General features: G+C 63.5%; 16 protein-coding genes and 2 pseudogenes. 9 read left to right on the top strand and 9 right to left on the bottom strand.

The window, feature by feature from the left end; genetic code table 11:
* Nucleotides 1–262 precede the first annotated feature (262 nt).
* Nucleotides 263–1,135 carry a MurR/RpiR family transcriptional regulator gene (locus OC184_RS16665; RefSeq protein WP_265508290.1) on the top strand — a complete coding sequence of 291 codons (873 nt, stop codon included), beginning with the start codon at nucleotides 263–265 and terminating at the stop codon, nucleotides 1,133–1,135.
* A gap of 186 nt (nucleotides 1,136–1,321) precedes the next feature.
* On the opposite strand, the gene OC184_RS16660 is transcribed toward OC184_RS16665, so the two are convergent.
* From OC184_RS16660 to OC184_RS16635, 6 genes are read right to left on the bottom strand one after another with little or no spacing between them, the layout of a single operon-like run.
* Nucleotides 1,322–2,212 (bottom strand): ABC transporter substrate-binding protein, encoded by an 891-nt coding sequence (locus OC184_RS16660; RefSeq protein WP_265508289.1) that lies wholly within the window; start codon nucleotides 2,210–2,212, stop codon nucleotides 1,322–1,324.
* A gap of 9 nt (nucleotides 2,213–2,221) precedes the next feature.
* On the bottom strand, nucleotides 2,222–3,382 hold the full coding sequence (locus OC184_RS16655) for an ABC transporter ATP-binding protein (RefSeq protein WP_322630220.1): 1,161 nt from the start codon (nucleotides 3,380–3,382) through the stop codon (nucleotides 2,222–2,224).
* A gap of 3 nt (nucleotides 3,383–3,385) precedes the next feature.
* A complete protein-coding gene (locus OC184_RS16650) occupies nucleotides 3,386–4,210 on the bottom strand; it encodes a carbohydrate ABC transporter permease (RefSeq protein WP_265508288.1) in 825 nt (274 codons plus the stop codon).
* Nucleotides 4,207–5,148: a carbohydrate ABC transporter permease gene (locus OC184_RS16645; protein WP_265508287.1), complete on the bottom strand. Its 942-nt coding sequence runs from the start codon at nucleotides 5,146–5,148 to the stop codon at nucleotides 4,207–4,209. The genes OC184_RS16650 and OC184_RS16645 overlap by 4 nt, the downstream gene beginning before the upstream one ends.
* Before the next feature lie 7 nt (nucleotides 5,149–5,155).
* Nucleotides 5,156–6,367 carry an ABC transporter substrate-binding protein gene (locus tag OC184_RS16640; RefSeq protein WP_265508286.1) on the bottom strand — a complete coding sequence of 404 codons (1,212 nt, stop codon included), beginning with the start codon at nucleotides 6,365–6,367 and terminating at the stop codon, nucleotides 5,156–5,158.
* Nucleotides 6,368–6,393: 26 nt separating this feature from the next.
* The gene (locus OC184_RS16635; RefSeq protein ID WP_265508285.1) at nucleotides 6,394–7,809 is read right to left on the bottom strand and encodes a M24 family metallopeptidase; all 1,416 of its coding nucleotides are present in this window, start codon (nucleotides 7,807–7,809) and stop codon (nucleotides 6,394–6,396) included.
* A 404-nt stretch (nucleotides 7,810–8,213) separates the two neighbouring features.
* On the opposite strand from OC184_RS16635, the gene OC184_RS16630 reads away from it, so the two are divergent.
* The 3 genes from OC184_RS16630 to OC184_RS16620 all read left to right on the top strand — a co-directional run bounded on the left by OC184_RS16630 (nucleotide 8,214) and on the right by OC184_RS16620 (nucleotide 10,437).
* Entirely contained in the window at nucleotides 8,214–9,257 is a 1,044-nt protein-coding gene (locus OC184_RS16630) for an IS30 family transposase (RefSeq protein WP_265508284.1), read from the top strand.
* 229 nt (nucleotides 9,258–9,486) lie between these two features.
* Nucleotides 9,487–10,002: an alpha/beta hydrolase gene (locus OC184_RS16625; RefSeq protein ID WP_265508283.1), complete on the top strand. Its 516-nt coding sequence runs from the start codon at nucleotides 9,487–9,489 to the stop codon at nucleotides 10,000–10,002.
* A gap of 102 nt (nucleotides 10,003–10,104) precedes the next feature.
* Nucleotides 10,105–10,437 (top strand): alpha/beta hydrolase, encoded by a 333-nt coding sequence (locus OC184_RS16620; protein ID WP_265508291.1) that lies wholly within the window; start codon nucleotides 10,105–10,107, stop codon nucleotides 10,435–10,437.
* 117 nt (nucleotides 10,438–10,554) lie between these two features.
* Here the strand turns inward: OC184_RS16620 and OC184_RS16615 are convergent, their stop codons facing one another.
* Both OC184_RS16615 and OC184_RS16610 read right to left on the bottom strand, forming a co-directional pair.
* Nucleotides 10,555–11,043 carry a metallophosphoesterase family protein gene (locus OC184_RS16615; protein ID WP_265508282.1) on the bottom strand — a complete coding sequence of 163 codons (489 nt, stop codon included), beginning with the start codon at nucleotides 11,041–11,043 and terminating at the stop codon, nucleotides 10,555–10,557.
* Between the two features lie 38 nt (nucleotides 11,044–11,081).
* A pseudogene (locus OC184_RS16610) lies at nucleotides 11,082–11,192 on the bottom strand (type I methionyl aminopeptidase); the annotation flags it as partial.
* A gap of 17 nt (nucleotides 11,193–11,209) precedes the next feature.
* Between OC184_RS16610 and OC184_RS16605 the strand changes: the two are divergent.
* The gene (locus OC184_RS16605) at nucleotides 11,210–12,418 is read left to right on the top strand and encodes an aspartate transaminase (RefSeq protein WP_265508281.1); all 1,209 of its coding nucleotides are present in this window, start codon (nucleotides 11,210–11,212) and stop codon (nucleotides 12,416–12,418) included.
* A 211-nt stretch (nucleotides 12,419–12,629) separates the two neighbouring features.
* Here the strand turns inward: OC184_RS16605 and OC184_RS16600 are convergent, their stop codons facing one another.
* The gene (locus OC184_RS16600; RefSeq protein WP_265508280.1) at nucleotides 12,630–13,133 is read right to left on the bottom strand and encodes a DUF1403 family protein; all 504 of its coding nucleotides are present in this window, start codon (nucleotides 13,131–13,133) and stop codon (nucleotides 12,630–12,632) included.
* 78 nt (nucleotides 13,134–13,211) lie between these two features.
* On the opposite strand from OC184_RS16600, the pseudogene OC184_RS16595 reads away from it, so the two are divergent.
* The 4 genes and pseudogenes from OC184_RS16595 to OC184_RS16580 all read left to right on the top strand — a co-directional run bounded on the left by OC184_RS16595 (nucleotide 13,212) and on the right by OC184_RS16580 (nucleotide 16,751).
* Nucleotides 13,212–13,895 (top strand): annotated as a pseudogene (locus OC184_RS16595) (IS6 family transposase).
* 24 nt (nucleotides 13,896–13,919) lie between these two features.
* Nucleotides 13,920–14,735, top strand: coding sequence for an alpha/beta hydrolase (locus tag OC184_RS16590; RefSeq protein ID WP_265508279.1), 816 nt, complete (start codon nucleotides 13,920–13,922; stop codon nucleotides 14,733–14,735).
* Nucleotides 14,736–15,033: 298 nt separating this feature from the next.
* Nucleotides 15,034–15,918 carry a diacylglycerol/lipid kinase family protein gene (locus OC184_RS16585; RefSeq protein WP_265508278.1) on the top strand — a complete coding sequence of 295 codons (885 nt, stop codon included), beginning with the start codon at nucleotides 15,034–15,036 and terminating at the stop codon, nucleotides 15,916–15,918.
* Between the two features lie 2 nt (nucleotides 15,919–15,920).
* The gene (locus OC184_RS16580; protein ID WP_265508277.1) at nucleotides 15,921–16,751 is read left to right on the top strand and encodes an inositol monophosphatase family protein; all 831 of its coding nucleotides are present in this window, start codon (nucleotides 15,921–15,923) and stop codon (nucleotides 16,749–16,751) included.
* The last annotated feature ends 115 nt before the right edge of the window (nucleotides 16,752–16,866 follow it).

The raw sequence follows: 16,866 nt of genomic DNA, 5'->3' as shown, positions 1-16,866 counted from the left end.
GTCATCTCGTGGCCGGCTTCGACATCCGGAGACGCTTCGCCGGCCACGCCCGCCGTAGCGCCCAGACCCGTCATGCATTAAGACTGAAACCGGACCACCCGATGGGGGCAGGTCAGTCGCGCAGAACATCTGCAGCTTCATGAATGACGGCGACATGAATTATCGTACATAGCTAGAACTTGCTCGCTTGCCATGAAAGCGACAATTTGGCAGTCGCCGGCGAAATGAGATCAACTGCTGGCCAATCAAGTTTGGAGACGAATTGGCTCAACACGGGAAATCGCTCGAGGCGCGCATCTACGCGGTCTACACGGCTCTGTCGCCAGCTGAACGTCGATTAGCAGATGTCATGCTTGAGCATCAGATGGAGCTCGCCTCCTATACCGCTTCAGAGCTAGCCAGCAAGGCTGGCGTGTCCACGGCGACGGCTGCGCGCTTCATCCGGACCATTGGCTACAACTCCTATCCGGAGGCGAAGCGGATGATCCGGGAAAGCATGCACTGGGGCTCGCCGCAAGGCGGGCTGATCGACCGGGACAACAGCCTGTCGGGTCAGATTTCGATGTCCAGCGTCGTACAGTCGAACATCGACAACATCAGGGCGACGACCGATGGCATCCCGCCCGCGACGCTGGCTGTGGTGACGGAAAGCATCGCTTCCGCGGAGCGGGTGTGGATCGTGGGGCTGCGCAATGGCTTCGGCCTCGCCCATCTGGCCTCGCATTACTTCGGGTTGGTCAAGGATGACGTCCGGGTCCTTCCGGCCAGCGGGACTTCGATGGCCCATGATTTGGCGAGCGTGCGGGCTGGCGATGTTGCACTAGTCTTCGCATTTCGGCGGCGGCCTCGGCAGCTGGCGCTGCTTCTGGAAGAGATGAAGGCCGCGGGCGCGGTTGCGGTGCTGGTGACGGATATCAGCGCCTCGGCCAGCGCCAAGGCGGCGAGCCATGTGATCAGGTGTCGGTGTCACTCGCCCACGCCGTTCAACTCGTTCACGGCAGCTGCGACGGTGATCGAGTATATCGTCTGGAGCGTGGGCGCGCGTCTCGGGGATAGAAGCATCGAGCGGTTTCGCAGGATCGACCGGATGGTCGAGCTGCTGGATGACGTGTCCACGCCCAAGTGCAGCGGCTAGGCGCGGCTCGGATAGGCCCATCCGCCGATCTTAGACGGTGCAAGGCTTGATCCAGCCAATGCCTCACCCAGCCGGATGGCGGCCCGGATGGCGGCATCGGCACCGTCGATGACCGGAACGCCCGGGCGGCCTGGCCGATCCCCTCGGTCATGGCGGCCGTGGTGTTAGGGTTGATGATGGCGATCTTCATGCCAGTTCCTCGGTGGGACGCGGATCGACCAGATCGTTATACGCAATCGGCCTCGGCACGAGGTGACCTTGCGCGATACCTGCCTGCCAGCGGCTGTAGCCGTGCGGGTTGATGCGCGGCGACGTCCACATGCCGCAGCTGACATAGTCCCGCGTCACGCGCAGCAGGATGTCCAGCGGCAGGTTCGGGAACGTCGCCGCCAAGAAGTCGGCGTAGTCTTCCGGGTCTGTCTCGCGGATCCATGTCATCGCGCGGCCGAGCGCGCGGCAAAAGGCCGCCTGCCGCGCGATGTCGGCGCCTTCGGGCGCGTAGTAGACGCTCCAGGGGATGCCGCCGCCCGAGATTGGGAAGGCCTGCACGACTCGGCATCCCCCGCTGGCCGCCAGCTTCAGCGCGCCCGAATAGTCGATGACCAGATAGTCGCCCATCCCGCCCAGGAACAGCTCTGACAGCATCGCACCGTCGAGGTCCTGGATGTAGTTCAGCTCGGCCGGATCTACGCCTTCTTCGCGCAGGAGCATCTTCATGTAGAGGCCGACGCTGGCCCCATTGCTGCCCTTCATCAGGACTGTCCTGCCGCGCATGGCCTGCCACGAAATCGCAGCCGCGTCCTCGCGCCCCACAAGCGCCAGCGGAGCGCGGTTGGCGATCTGCGCAAAGGGAATGAAGCGCGTCGAGCGGCCAAGATACATCGACGGCACCCAGATGCCGCCGAGTGCCGCGTCGGCCCGGCCGCCTCGCAGATCGTCCAGCACCAGATCCCAGGGACGCGGGACCGAGGCGGTGACCGTCAGCCCTTCGTTGGCAAAGAACCCTTGCTCGGTGGCAACATATTCGGGCAGGTAGTTGAGGCTGTGGCCGGTGGCGGTGACGTGGTAGCGATGCATCGTGTCTCCTCAGGCGCAGTTGGGCAGGGCGGTCGCATGAGGGATAGCGGCTCCCGTGGCGCGGTCGAACCAACGGACATCCTCGGCGGCATAGGATAGCGCATACCGTGTTCCGGCAACGATGCGCGGATTTCCTTGCACGCGCACGAAGACCAGATCGGTGTCGAGGAACCGCTGGTCCCTCCGGTCCGAGAGGATGCGGCAGCCGATGATCGTTTCGGCGCCCAAGCGCTCGACCACCACGACCTCGACCGGGATGGGGCCGTCGCCTTCGGGGTTCAGGACCAGGTTTTCGGGGCGGATGCCCATCAACGCGTTCTCTGGCGCGGCCTCGTGCCCCCATGACGGTCCGCCCGGGATCGAGACTGTCCCGCGCGCCGTCGCCACGTCCAGCAGGTTCATCGGCGGGGCTCCGACGAAGCGGGCGACGAAGGTGTTGGCCGGGTCCGAATAGATCTGGTCCGGCGTGCCGATCTGCTGGATCTCGCCCTTGTTCATGACGATGATCTTGGTCGCCATCGTCATCGCCTCGACCTGATCGTGCGTGACGTAGATGAACGTCTTGCGGACCCGGTTGTGCAGGGTCGAGATTTCGGCCCGCATCTGCGTGCGCAGCTTGGCGTCGAGGTTCGAAAGCGGCTCGTCCAGCAGGTAAAGCGAGGGATCGCGCACCAGCGACCGGGCCAAAGCGACCCGCTGCCGCTGACCGCCCGACAGGTTGGCCGGGCGGCGGTCCAGAAGGGCCGTCAACTCCAGCTGCTCGGCGATGCGGGCCGTGCGCTCGGCAATATCGGCGCGGCGCATCAGCTTCCAGCGCATGACCGTGTTCACGACCGGGATGTGATACCACTTGCGGAAGGCGTCCATCACCAGTGGGAAGGCAATATTCTCGCGAACGGTCATGTGGGGATAGAGCGCGTAGGACTGGAACACGAAGGCGACTCCGCGCTGGCTGGGGGTCCAGTCGTTCACGCGGCGTCCATCGAAGCTAAGAATGCCGCGCGTGATGTCGCCAAGGCCGGCGATCATCCGCAGCAGCGTAGACTTCCCGCAGCCTGACGGGCCCAGCAAGACTAGGAATTCTCCGTCGGCGATGCTGGCATTGAAGTCCCGGATGACGTTCGTCGTGCCGAACGACTTGCCAATGTGATCAAGTTCGATATGGGGCATGGTTCAACCCTTCACGGCGCCCGAGGTAATCCCCGCGACGATTTTTCGTTGAATGATGAGAAAGAACAATACGGCCGGCAGGCTGAAGATCAGCGCCGCGCCCATAACGGCCGACAGGGGTGTCTCGTATTGACCGATGAACGAGGCAAGCCCGACGCTGGCAGGCCAATGCGTGTTGTCCATGAGGAAGGTGGCAGCAAAGAGGTATTCGTTCCAGCCGGCGAAGAAGGCGATGACCGCGGCGGCCGCCAGACTAGGCGCAATGATCGGCAGGATGATCAGCGTCAGCACGCCGAAGCGCGGGCAGTTGTCGATGGTGGCGGCCTCTTCGATCTCATATGGCACCGCGTCGATGGCGCCCTTGATGATGAAGGCGGCCACGGGCAGCGAAAAGCCGACATTCGCCAGGATCAGCCCGCCTAGGCTGTTCATCAGTCCCAGGCTGATGAACATCGCGTAAAGCGGCACCAGGATCAGCGCCTCGGGCACCACCTGAGTCATGAACAGCAGAAAGCCGATGACGCCCTTTCCGTGGAACCGGAACCGCGACAGCGCGTAGCCGGCCAGCGCGCCTAAGGTCAGGCTGAGGAGGGTCGTGCCGACCGCGACGATCGCGGTGTTGGCCAGCCAGCGGACCAGCGGAACATCGGCAAGGTCCGCCAACAGCATCGGCAGGTTGCCGATCTGCGGCCACCAGACCTGCCCGGTGTTGTAGAGCTCGGCGTTCGTCGACAGGGCGGTCACGGCCATCCAGTAGATCGGAAAGCCGCCGAAGACGACGAGGAAAAGGATCAGCAGCGCGTGCAGCGTGCGGGACAGGTAGGTCATTGCTGGCTCCTTTTCTGGCGGCGCCGGTTGAACAGCGCGTGGATGACGGCGACCGTCAGCGCGAGGATCAGGCCGATCACGCCGTAGGCGCTGGCGAGGCCCAGATCGTAGTTCTCGAAGGCGATCTGCCGCAGCTTGACGATCAGGGTCGAGGTGCTGCCGATCGGCCCGCCGCCGGTCAGCAGGTAGATGATGTCGAAGCGGCGGATGGACCACACGGCCACCAGAAGCGAAACGAGCTGCAGCGTCGGCATCACGTGCGGCAGCGTCACGGCGCGAAACACGGAGAGGCTGTCGGCATTGTCGATGCGCGCGGCCTCCTTGACCTCTTCCGGCACGGATTGCAGCGCGGCCAGCATGACCAGCATCACGAAGGGCGCGACCTGCCACACCGTGACGAGCAGGATCGAAGGCAGCGCCATCTCGGTCGTGGTCAGCCACGCGATCCGGTCGAGGCCGAGACCGGTGACGATGGTGTTCAGTACGCCCGACCGCTCGTTGAAGATCCAGAGCCAGACCAGCGAGGCCGCGACATTGGGACAGGCCCACCCGAACAGCAGCACGGCGCGGACGATCGCGCGGCCCGGGAACGGCCGGTTCAGCGCCAGAGCGGCGATCATCCCGACGGTCACGCCCAGGATGACGGCCAGCGCCGAATAGACGACCGTGACCTGGAGGGCCATGTAGAACTCGGGGTCGGCGAAGAGCCGTTCGTAGTTGCTCAGCCCGGTAAATTCGCTGCGGTTCGGGTTCATCAGCCGCGTTCTGGTGAAGCTCAACCAGATCTGCCGGCCGAGCGGGTAGAACATGAACACGGCCAGATAGAGGACAGGCGGCACGATGAAGACATAGGGCAGCATGCCGCGCCACCGGATCCCCCCTCGCGCGGATCGCGCGACGGGGGTCTTCGCATCGGCTTGAAGGAGGAGATCGGTCATGGCGTCCTCAGAACATCCACTCGGCTTTGCCCTGCGCGGTCGCCAGCGCTTCGGCGGGATCGGTTCCGCGGATCAAGACCTCCTCGACGGCTTCCATGACCGAGCGCATGATTTGCCCGGTCTCGACCTCGAAGCCGGGGATCAGCGTCGACCGCGAGTGCTGCGCCAGTTCGGCGAATTCCGGTGCCCACGGGTTCGCGGTCGCGAATTCCTCGGTCACGGGAACGTCGGTCGCCAAGGCGTCAGGGCCCGACGCCTCGCGCAGCCGCGCCTGGCCTTCGGGGCTGACCAGCCAGGTCAGGAAGGCTGCCGCCTCCTCAGGGTGGTCGCTGTGCTGACTGATGCTGATGAACATCTGCTGATGCGCGCCGGGGTGCGGGAAAGGCAGGGCTGCCGCGCCTAGGTTGGCGCTATCCAGCGTGCCGCCCGACGCGATGTTCAGCGTGCCGCCGGAATTGTCGATGCTGAGCCCGACCTGGTTCTCCTTGAACCGCGTGCGCTGCGTGGGCATGTCGTCGCCCACCGGGATGATCCCGCTGTCATAGACCTTCTTGAAGGCGGCGACGGCCTCGGCCGCTTCAGGGGTATTCAAGGTCAGGTTGCCCTGATCGTCGACCCAATCGACGCCGTAGCCATAGGCCCAGTTCTGGAAGTCCATGAACCAGCCTGAGAAGTCGTTGATCTGGTGGCGCGACGTGAAACCGATCGCGCCCTGCGCCTCGACGGCCTGCCCTGCCGCGATCAGCCCGTCGATATCCGTCGGGACCGAGGCGCCTGCCGCGTCCAGCAGCTCCTTGTTGTAGATCAGCGCATAAACGGCTCGCTGCCAGGGAACCCCGAGCGTCACGCCATCGACCACGGCATTGTCGATCGTCTTGTTCATTTCGGCGCTGGCCGCGACCTCGCCCACATCGACCAGGAAGCCCGCATCGGCCAGCGAGTAGAAGACGCCTTCCTGCATGATCGCCAGGTCGGGACCCTGGCCTGCGCCGAATTCGGTCATGATGCGGTCGGCATAATCCTTGGACGGGATCGCCTCCTGCTCCAGCGTCACGTTCGGCGCGACCTCTTCATAAGCCTTGATCGCTGCCCACAGCTTCTCGCCGCGCAGGGCGTCGAGCCATTGCGAGTTCGAGATGACCAGCGTGACGTCCTCCTGCGCCACGGCCGGCCCGGCCAGTGCTGCAAGAGCCGCGGAAACGAGAAATGCTTTTTTCATGATGTTCCCTGTTGTTGGTTATGTTTTCAGGCCTTGATGCGGTGCACCGCCAAGGGCGTGTGGTGGCTGAGGTTCTCGGCCCCGTCGTCGGTCACCAGATAGCAGTCGCCGATATTGGCGCCCGCCACTTCGGGCTCGAGCCACTGCGAGTGCAGAACAAAGGTCATGCCTTCCTCCAATCGGTCGTGGTTGTTGGACGCGATGTTGTAGGGCGTCATCTTCGCCATCGAGACGGAATGGCCGACATTGGGATTGTGCGGGCCGTTGGTGGCCGGATAGATGTGCATCAGCTTGCGGCCCTGCCGCTCCCAGTCCTCGTCCACGACATGCTTGCGCGGGATCAGCCGGGGCGATCCGTCCTCGTTGGCGTTCCAGTTGTAGGGCATCGTCCGGCTGTCGGCCGAGCTGAGATACCCGCGGCGGATGTAGGGCTCAAACGACGCGTTCGCGACCTCCGAGACCAGCGCCCCGGGGCGGACACGCGCGGCGGCAGCCTCTACGCCCTCGGTGCACATGGCGAGGACCTCTTCCTGCCGGTCGGTGATGTCGCCCACCGCGATCATCCGGGCGATCTGCGCCGTGTACCCGTGATACGAGACCGCCGAGATGTAGAGGTTGATCAGGTCGCCCGGCCGGACAACATGACCGTAGGGCTTGCCGCAGGCCGTGCCGAAGCGGTTGATCCCGATCTGGTAGCCATCGCCCCATTCCCCCCCACGCGCCATCTGGGCGTAGGTGAAGGCCGCGTAGATCTCGTGGTCGGTCACGCCGGGGCGCGTGACGTGCCATGCCGCCTCGATCCCGATGCTGGCGAGTCGCGAGGCGGCCCGCACCAGCGCCTGCTCGCGCTTGCTGCGGCGGCGCTGCATACGCTCGATGATGCCATTGTCCGGCACAAGGCGGCAGCGCTGCAGCCGCGTGCTCAGGCCTTTCCAGTACGGCTGGGATGTCGCATCTCCCAGGACGCCAATCTGGCTGCACGAAAAGCCCGTCGCCTCCAGGTGCCCGGCCAGCGCCTCGGCCACGCGATCCACAGTGCGTCCGGGACGGTTGTAGGTTTCCCGCCCCCAGGTACCTACCTGCCAGATGTCCTCGACCAACAGGGGCTCGCCCGCCGGCGGCAGAATCACCGAGCTGCTGAAGAACGAGAATAATGCCAGCGGCTTGTCTTCGTCTGTCGGAACAATAAGCACACCCTCACGCGCCCAATCGCAGACATAGCGCAGGTAAGAATTCGATGTTCGATACGAGCCGATCCCGTCGCTGTGGATCAGGATGACGTCGTGCCCGGCAACGGTCGCCTCGCGGCGGATGCGCCGCAGACGATCCGCAAACTCTTCCTCGGGCAGCGGCGGGAGGGGCTCGAACTCAAAGCTGGGCGCAAATCCTGAAAGAAGTGCTTCAGAAGAAGCGGTGAATGCCTGTGGTAGCGCAAGTGTCATGTACCGTCCTCACTTTGACCTCATTAAACAGGTCAAGAAATATTTATTTCAACGGTAATCTTCTGAACGGCGGCGGTTCTAGTACTTAAAGGGCGCCTCTGCTACATTGCGGCACCGAAGTGCAAAGACCGTCTAAGAAATTTTTTTTACTCACCTTGATGAGTTTCTTGCTTTTAGCGGCAATTGTTGCAGTTTGGTGAAAGTTCTGCAGCGCCCTCACCTCAATAACCTTCAGAGCATGGGCAGGGCAAAGATGCTGCCGTATTGAGCAACTTATCGATTAAGCAAAGTGGGTGCATCACCTCCAGGTTCCGAATCACCCCGCGCCCGCGCACCGGGACGCGCTATCCTGAAATGCGACTTTCTGTGCTCAACAATGGGTTGAGCCATGAAAGGATCATAGAATGAAGGTTCGGTTCTCTCACCTTTCCCTTTCCGAGCGGCGCAAGATCGAGCGCTGGCGGCAGATGAAGCTGAGCCCTGACGAGATGGCGCGCCGGCTCGGCCGGCACCGCTCGACGATCTTCCGCGAGCTGAGGCGCAATCATTTCCACGACAGCGAGATCCCGAAGCTCAGCGGCTACTGGTGCGTTGTGGCGCAAAGCTATTCGGATGGACGACGGACAAGGCAGCGCAAGCTGGTGCGTGATCCCGGGTCCCGCGACCAGGTCGAGCGCTGTCTGAGGTCTGGCTGGACGCCTGAGCAGATCGCCGGCCGTATGCGGTATAAGGGTGCCCCGCGCCGCGTCTGCCGGGAGACGATCTATCAACACATCCATTCCGCGCACGGTCGCCGGGCGGAGCTGTGGCGCCACCTGCCCTCTGGCCGCCGGCGCCGTCGGGGATATCATTTACGTGAGCGTCCGCCGCCGAAATTCGCGCTGGAACTCAGCATCTTGTTCCGTCCGGATGTCGTCGCGCATCGCAAGCAGTTCGGGCACTGGGAGGCAGACCTGGTGCTGTTCCGGCAGAAGTATGGGCCGGCCAATGTCACCACCATGATCGAGCGCACCAGCCGCTTTCTGGTTGCGTTGAAGAACGCCGAACAACGCACCAAGCCGATCATGGCGCAGATCGCCCAGGCATTGACGCCCCTGCCCCGGCATGCCTGCCGTTCGATCACCTTTGACCGTGGTTCCGAGTTTATCGATTGGCCGCATCTACAGGCTGAAGTAGGTGCGCAGACCTGGTTCTGCGAAGCGCAGTCGCCGTGGCAGAAAGATGCCGTCGAGAACGCCAACAAGCGACTCAGGCGCTGGCTCTGCCGCGACACCAATCCGAACACGCTTTCTCAGGAGGAGCTCCGTCAGCTCTGTGCACGCCTGAACGCCACGCCGCGTAAGTGTCTCGGCTTCCGCACCCCTGCCGAGGTCTTCAAGGCCAACCTGCTCGGACGTGGATACAGACGCGAAAAACTCTCCCGGCAACCATTGTCGCAACTGGGCTAGCGCGTCCAGCATGCGGCAGATCTTCCTGCCCCGCTGATGCATAGCTGCAGGTTGCCAGGCAGATGGCGCAGGGACCCCATAGGCACCGGTCGCTCCAGCAAGGGGCTTCACCGATCTTCATCATTTGGTCCTGTAAGCAAGGTGCATGGCTGGACGCTCGCAGCACCATCATGAAGCTGTAATTGGAAGGCCAGGGCAATTCCGAGGTCACTATGGGAGTTCGAGATACATGATCCAAAGCAACCTCGCGATTGTGATGCTCGGCATGTGGATGATGGGTGCTGCTGCACATGCTGAACCGTTGACAGATCGCATGCAGATCGAGGTCTGGCCGGATACGCCGGCGGGGCCCGCCACGTTCGAAGAGCCGCAAGAGATCCGCGAGCGGTCGGAAGACCCTGCGGTGAAGGACCGGGCGGCATTCAACATCACGACGCCTGACCTCATGGTCTACGTTCCCGACAATCCAAATGGATCAGCAATGCTGGTGACACCAGGCGGTGCTTATGCGCGGGTTGTCTATGACAAGGAGGCCGATGAGATCGCGCCGGCCTTGAACGAAGCGGGGATCACGGTTTTCCGACTGCTTTACCGACTCCCGGGCGGCGGACAGGCAACCAATGCGCCGATCGCCGACGCGCAAAGGGCGATGCGGCTGATCCGCACCAATGCGGCCGAGTGGGGCCTGGATGCCTCACGTGTGGGCGTACTGGGGTTCTCAGCCGGCGGGCATCTGGCAGCCTAGCTTTCCGCCGCACCCACCCTCGACGCTTACGAGCCTGTCGATGAGGCGGATACGGCATCTGCCCGGCCCGACTTCCTTGCTCTCGGATATCCCGTGATCAGCATGGAAGAGGGTATCACCCATCCGCAGTCGCGTGAGGAACTGCTCGGCTCGACACCCGATGATGCTACATTGGACGTTCACTCGATCGACAAGCTCGTGACAGCCGAGATGCCACCGACCTTCATCTTTGGGGCCAATGACGATGACGCGGTCATTCCAGAGAATACTTTCCGCCTCGTGACCGCCTTGAGGAAGGCCGGCGTTCCGGTTGAGTTGCACCAGTTCGAACAAGGTGGACACGGCTTCTCATTACGGATGGTGCGCGACATGCCGGCGGAGGCGTGGCCCGATCTTCTTGTGGAGTGGCTGGACTCGAAAGGTATGCTTGACTGAACCTGGCGAGGGCAAGATGGAGAGTGCCGTCCGCACTTCGGCTCAATCTGCCACTGGTCCAAGCAAACACTGCATTCACAAGGGCCCGGAATGCCAGCGGCCCCTGCTCCTTCCCCGTCACACGCACAAAGGGTGGATCACCGCGCGGGGCTGGCTGTCCTCTTCCCAGAGGAAGGCGAGGGTGATGGGCAGGCGGAAGCGGCGGGGACCGGCTGCGCCGGGGTTCAGCCAGAGGGCGCTGCCGGTTTCATCGATGCCGGGCTTGTGGGAGTGGCCCGAGATCACGACGTTCCACCCCTCGGTTGCCGGACAAGCCTGCAAAGCCTTGCGGTCATGGATCATGTGGATCCGCAGGCCCTCGATCGTGAGGCTTACCGTTTCGGGCAAGGCCTCAGCCCAGTGACCGCGGTCGATGTTGCCGCGGATTGCCGTCACCGGGGCGATATCCGCCAGCACGTCAAGGTGGAAGGGATCGCCGATATCGCCAGCATGCAGGATGTGGTCGACCCCTTCGAGAGCCTCCAGCGCCTCGGGGCGAAGCAGGCCGTGGGTGTCCGAGATGACGCCGATGAGCTTTCCGGACTGCGGCTGGCGGAATGGCTGCATGGGTCACCTCCTGCGCGTCATAGGTCTTCGGTCGCGCGTCAGCCCGGCAGCGTGACGACGATGGCGCCGCGACGGGTCGCGACAACGGCATGCTCGTATTGCACAACCGGCGCGGCTGGCTCACTGTAGAGGGTCCAGTCGTAACCGCCACGGCGGAGGACAGAACATGAGCAACATCAAATTGGCGTCCCGCGTCACCTCGATCCGTGTCTCACCCAGCACGGCAGCCGCCCAAAAGGTGCGCGACCTTCAGGCCGAGGGGCGCAAGATCCTCAACCTGACCGTGGGCGAGCCGGACTTCGACACGCCCGAGCCGATCAAGGCAGCCGCGATCCGCGCCATGGAAGCGGGCGAGACGAAATACACGCCGGTCAACGGAACGGTCGAGCTGCGCAAGGCCATCCAGCACGACTTCAAGACCCGCCTCAACATCGACTGCGAGCTGAACGAGATCTGCGTTGGCGGCGGCGCCAAGCAGGTCCTGTTCGTCGCGCTGATGGCGACTGTGGAAGAAGGCGACGAGGTCATCGTCCCGACGCCCTACTGGGTCAGCTATCCCGACATGGTCATCGCCAACGGCGGCACCCCCGTCATCCTGCCCTGCGGCGAGGATGTCGGCTTCAAGCTGACCCCCGCCGCCCTCGAGGCTGCGATCACACCCCGGACGAAATGGGTCATCCTGAACTCGCCGTCGAACCCGACCGGCGCCGCCTATACCGAGGCGGAGCTGCGCGCCCTTGGCGAGGTTCTGGTCAAGCACCCCCATGTGCTGGTCATGTGCGACGAGATCTACGACCGCATCTGGTATGCCGACTTCGCCCCCTGCAGCATTCTTGGCGTCGTGCCGGCGCTGAAGTCGCAGGCCCTGGTCGTCAACGGCGTGTCGAAAAGCTATGCGATGACCGGCTGGCGGATCGGCTATGCCGCCGGGCCGCTGGACCTCATCAACGTGATCAACAAGCTGCAGTCGCAGATGTCGTCCTGCCCCTCGTCCATCAGTCAGGCGGCCGCCGCCTTCGCGCTGACCGCCGATCAAAGCGACGTGGTAAAGACCGTCGAGGTTTATCGCCAGCGCCGCGACCGCGCGCACCAGCTGATCAACGCCATTGATGGCCTCAGCTGCACACTGCACGATGGTGCCTTCTACCTCTATCCCAGCTGCGCGGGCCTCATCGGCAAGAAGAAACCGGACGGCAAGGTTCTGGAAACCGATCTGGACGTCAGCCTCTACCTGCTGGAAGAGGCCGGAGTTGCGTCGGTTCACGGCGGCGCCTACGGGCTAGAGCCATATTTCCGCATCTCCACCGCGACGTCGATGAAGATCATTGAGGAGGCGTGCGCCGCCATCGCGGAGGCCTGCAGCAAGCTCCAGTGACTTTGGGCAAAGCGGACTTGTCGAATAATGCCTGGCACGTCATTTGCGTCAGGCCTCGCGCCACAGATGTCGTTGAGCACTCTTCCAAATGCGAAGACTGATGGAGAGCTATACCGGCGATGATGAAAGGCCGAGCGTGGCGCAATGATTTCCAAACCATTTATCCCGTTATGGGGGCGCCGGTAGACTTACGTCGCCTTTAAGAAGGAGTTCACGCCGCTGCCAGACCCGCTCGCCAGAGCCGGAAGCGGCTGGCCCCGGTGATCTCGCGGATCACCCCGATCTCCGTCATCCGGTTCAGCATCCGTTCGGCGGTCATCCGGCTGATGCCGGCGCCGGTGGCCACGTCCTCGGCCGAGACCAGCGGGCGGGCGGCCGGGACGGTGATAACCCGGTCGGCGTTCGCGCCGCGGATGCCCTCTATCGCCCGCCGCGCCTCCGCGGCCCAGTTGTCCAAGCGGCGGATCTCGTCGCGCCCGGCGCGTGCCCCGGCGGCGACCGCCGCGAGATGGCCGGCCAGGCGCGCCGCGACGTCCCCGCCCGCGGTCCAGACCCGGCGGCCGGCAGATCCGAGCGGGGCGAACCGGAGGCGCTCGCAGCCCTGCGCCATCAGCCGGCCGGCAAAAACGGCCGGATCGATCACCCGGTCCGGTGGGGAGAGCCCGGCCCGCCGCCAGAGCAGCCCCGCGAGGCAACCCCGGACCAGCGGGTGCAAGGGCTCTGTCGCAAATTTTGCTGCTGCTCCAGCCTGAGGTACATTTGGATAGGTGGAGCGGCATGATGGGAGGACATGATGACGATCTCGTTCAAGGGCGCTCACTTCCCAAAGAACATCATCCTGCACGCTGTCTTCTTCTACCTGCGATACAGCGTGTCGTACCGCGACCTCGAGGAGATCATGGCGGAGCGTGGGGTGTAGGTTGACCACGCGACGCTCAAAAGATGGGTCGTGCGGTATGCTCCACAGGTCGCGGAAGATGCGCGTCGGTCTAAGCGGCCCGCCGGCAGATCCTGGCGTATGGACGAGACCTACATCAAGGTGAAAGGCCAATGGGTCTATCTCTACCGCGCCGTCGACAAGTTCGGGAAGACGCTGGACTTCATGCTCTCAGAGCGCCGGAACAAGCCTGCGGCGATCAAGTTCTTCGCCCGCGCTATGGAGGTGAATGGCCTGCCGCGGAAGATCGTCATCGATAAGAGCGCGGCAAACACCGAAGGCATCAAGGACATCAACAGGATGCTGAAGCGGTTTGGCTGCCCGGTCCCGATCGAGATGGTGCGGATAAAGTACCTCAACAATCTCGTTGAGCAGGACCATCGCTTCATCAAGCGTAGGGTGAGACCGATGCTCGGCTTCAAAAGCCTCAAGTCTGCCGCATCGACTATCGCAGGCATTGAGCTGGTCAACATGATCCGCAAAGGCCAGTTCGCGCCCGAGCTACGCCCGTTTCAGCAGTTCTGCCAGCTCGCCGCCTGAAGTCGAGGAAGGCGCTGCCCGCCTGTGCCCGGCCACACGGTTTGCGACATAACCGGGGCGAATGCCGTCGTGGTGTCGGCCACCTATCGTCAGGCGCCCTCGGCTACGTTCCCGGCGCAGCACGAGGATGCCGATGCAGCCTACGAATGGATCATCGAGAATTCTGGCAGCTTCAACGCCGACCCCGAGCGGCTTGCGCTGGCGGGGGAAAGCGCGGGCGGCAACCTGGCGCTGAACGTGGCGCTTCATGCCCGCGACGCGCAACTCACCCAGCCTGACCATGTGCTGTCCGTTTATCCAATCGCCAGCGACAATATGGAGACCCGATCCTACGAGGCCTACGCGGACGCGACGCCGCTGTCGCGTGCGGGAATGGAATGGTTCTTCAGTCATGTCTTCGAGAACCCGTCACAGGCGTCCGATCCGCGCGTGGATCTGATCGAGCGCGACGATCTTCAGGGACTGCCGCCGGTAACCCTGATCAACGCCGAGATCGACCCACTGCAAAGCGAGGGCGAGATCCTGGCCGAGCGGCTGTCCGCCGCGGGTGTCGAGGTGGAGCAGATGACCTTTGACGGCGTCACCCACGAGTTTTTCGGCATGGCGGCCGTGGTGCCGCAGGCGCAGGAGGCCGTGGACATGGCGACCGCCAATCTTCGCGAAGCTTTTGGCGCGGAAGGGGCGACAGATGCCGCGGCCGCGGATCCCGCAACGCCGGAAGCTGGCGAGGTATCGGACGGAGCAACCCCAGATGCTATGTCACCGGACAGCGGTGACACTGCCGAGACCTACGGCACTGCTGAGCCGGCAGAAGGCGAAGCAGCTAATCCAAGCAACTAAGCCTCCGCGTAACTAATAGGCGGGCGGGCCACACAGCATCGCCCGCCACGCGTTTCCTCTACAGTCGCGACAGCGATCCTGTGCTGGAGATACTCCAATCGAAAGGCATGGCGGGCGAACACCTCTTCCAGATCTGGCAAGGCCTCAATTTGATTTAAGACCAGCACCTCGATCCTTTCCGCACCAACAATCCTCACCTTGAGCCCGAACGGGAGCCCCATTTCGAGGGGAACCAGTATCGGTGCAACCGATGTGGCCTCGGGGCGTTGGAGACGCAGGTCACTTGGGATCTCAGCACATGCACGCCCTCCTGTTTCACAACCCCTCAGCGGGCATGGGCGATCACTCGCGACAGGACCTGGTTGTCCAGCTGGAAGCGAAAGGCATGCACGTCAGCTATTGCTCGGCGGAGGATGCAGGCTTCCCCGACTGCCTTGCGCAGACGACCGATCTTGTCCTGGTAGCCGGCGGCGATGGAACGGTCTGCAAGGTCGTTGCCCACCTTCCCGATCGCCAGAGACCCTTCGGCATCATCCCCGTCGGTGGATCTAACAACGTTGCGCGCAGCCTCGGCTTCGATCGCACGACCGTCATGAGGGGCGACTGGCCCGGCAAAGCCGTAAGCAGCGCGTTCCATGTTGCCCGCATTCGCTTGGCCAATGGCGAACAGGCACTTCTGGAGGGGGCCGGTTTCGGGGCACTCGCCGCGTCGATGGACCGAAAGAAGCCAACGCCTCGCACCAGCCGGGAAAAGATCCTGAACGGGCGGCGCGGGCTTGCCACGGCGCTGGCCGAAATCGATGCGATGCCGGTCGCGATGCTGCTCGACGGCGTAAAGGTCAGCGGCAAGTGGCTCATGGCCGAGGTTCTGACCACAAGCCATTCCGGCCCCCGGCTTCCCTTGGCGCCCTGGTCGGGCCTGCTGGACGGACGGCTTGCGGTTGTCCTGCTCGAGGAGGAGCAGCGGCTGGACATGCTGGAATGGCTGAACACGCCGGACGCGGGCCCGCCGCCGGTGACGGTTCTGCCTGCCCGGCACGTGGTGATCGAGACGCAGGAGAGGCAACTCCTCAGGATAGACGACCATGTTGAGGAAATCGATGCTCAGCGGATCGAGCTGCGCATCGACCCCGACCCTTTCCAGGTTCTGCTGCCCGATGCGGCACAAGAAGAAGGTGACTGAACATGGCCGAAGCGAACCCAGATCTGCCGGTCGACCCCGTCACTCTGGCAGATATCGAGCAACTGGCCGTCGAGCTGGCGCAGCTTGCCGCGGCCGAGATCCAGGGCGCGCTCGGGACGCTGCTTGCGATCCGATACAAGGGCAGCGACGCGGGACAGAACGCACTGCGCGATCCTGTATCCGAAGTCGACCAGCGGGTCGAGAAGATCATCCGGATGCGGCTGGATGAGCGATTTCCGGACCACGACATCATTGGCGAGGAACATGACGACCGGGTGGGAGAGAACCACAACTTTGTCTGGGCTGTCGATCCGATCGACGGAACGACCAATTTCGTCAACGGCTTTCCCATGTTCGCCGCCGCCATCGGGGTTCTGTGGAAGGGATTGCCCATCGCCGGAGCGACTTGGTGCTCCACAAGTCACGCTCTGCGGCCAGGGGTCTACCATGCGCGCAAGGGCGGCAGTCTTCGCTTCGAGGGGCAAGAGGTCGCACTGATCGCGAACCCTGCCGTGCGACGGCGGCTAGTGGGTCTTCCCCATGTCCCTGAAAAGGGCGGATCGCGCGACGGGCGCAAGACGGGCTCGGCCGCCATCGAGATGGCGTTCGTGGCCGCGGGTCTGCTTGATGCCTGCCGGATCGAGACGCCGAACATCTGGGACGTTGCTTCAGGGGTGGCGCTGGTTCAGGCGGCCGGAGGCATCGCTGCCGTTTCACGAGATGACCAGTGGCAGACCTTCGAGCGTTTCGAACCCTGCGCCCGAACCTGGAAGGGAGCCATCATGGCCGGACGTGCGGACAATCTTGTCGATTTGAAAGCCGTGTTCTCCTAGGGTCAGGATGCATTGATTTTCGATGTGCTGCGTGATTCACGGCTCGGAAAACGGAGCGGTGACATGAGCGACCTTTTCTGGCTGACCGACGCGCAGATGGCCAAGCTTTCCCCTT

The organism is Paracoccus rhizosphaerae, from assembly GCF_026162645.1.
Taxonomy (GTDB): domain Bacteria; phylum Pseudomonadota; class Alphaproteobacteria; order Rhodobacterales; family Rhodobacteraceae; genus Paracoccus; species Paracoccus rhizosphaerae.
Note: the sequence above shows the minus strand (reverse complement) of the source record. Positions and strands in the feature narration are given on the sequence as shown.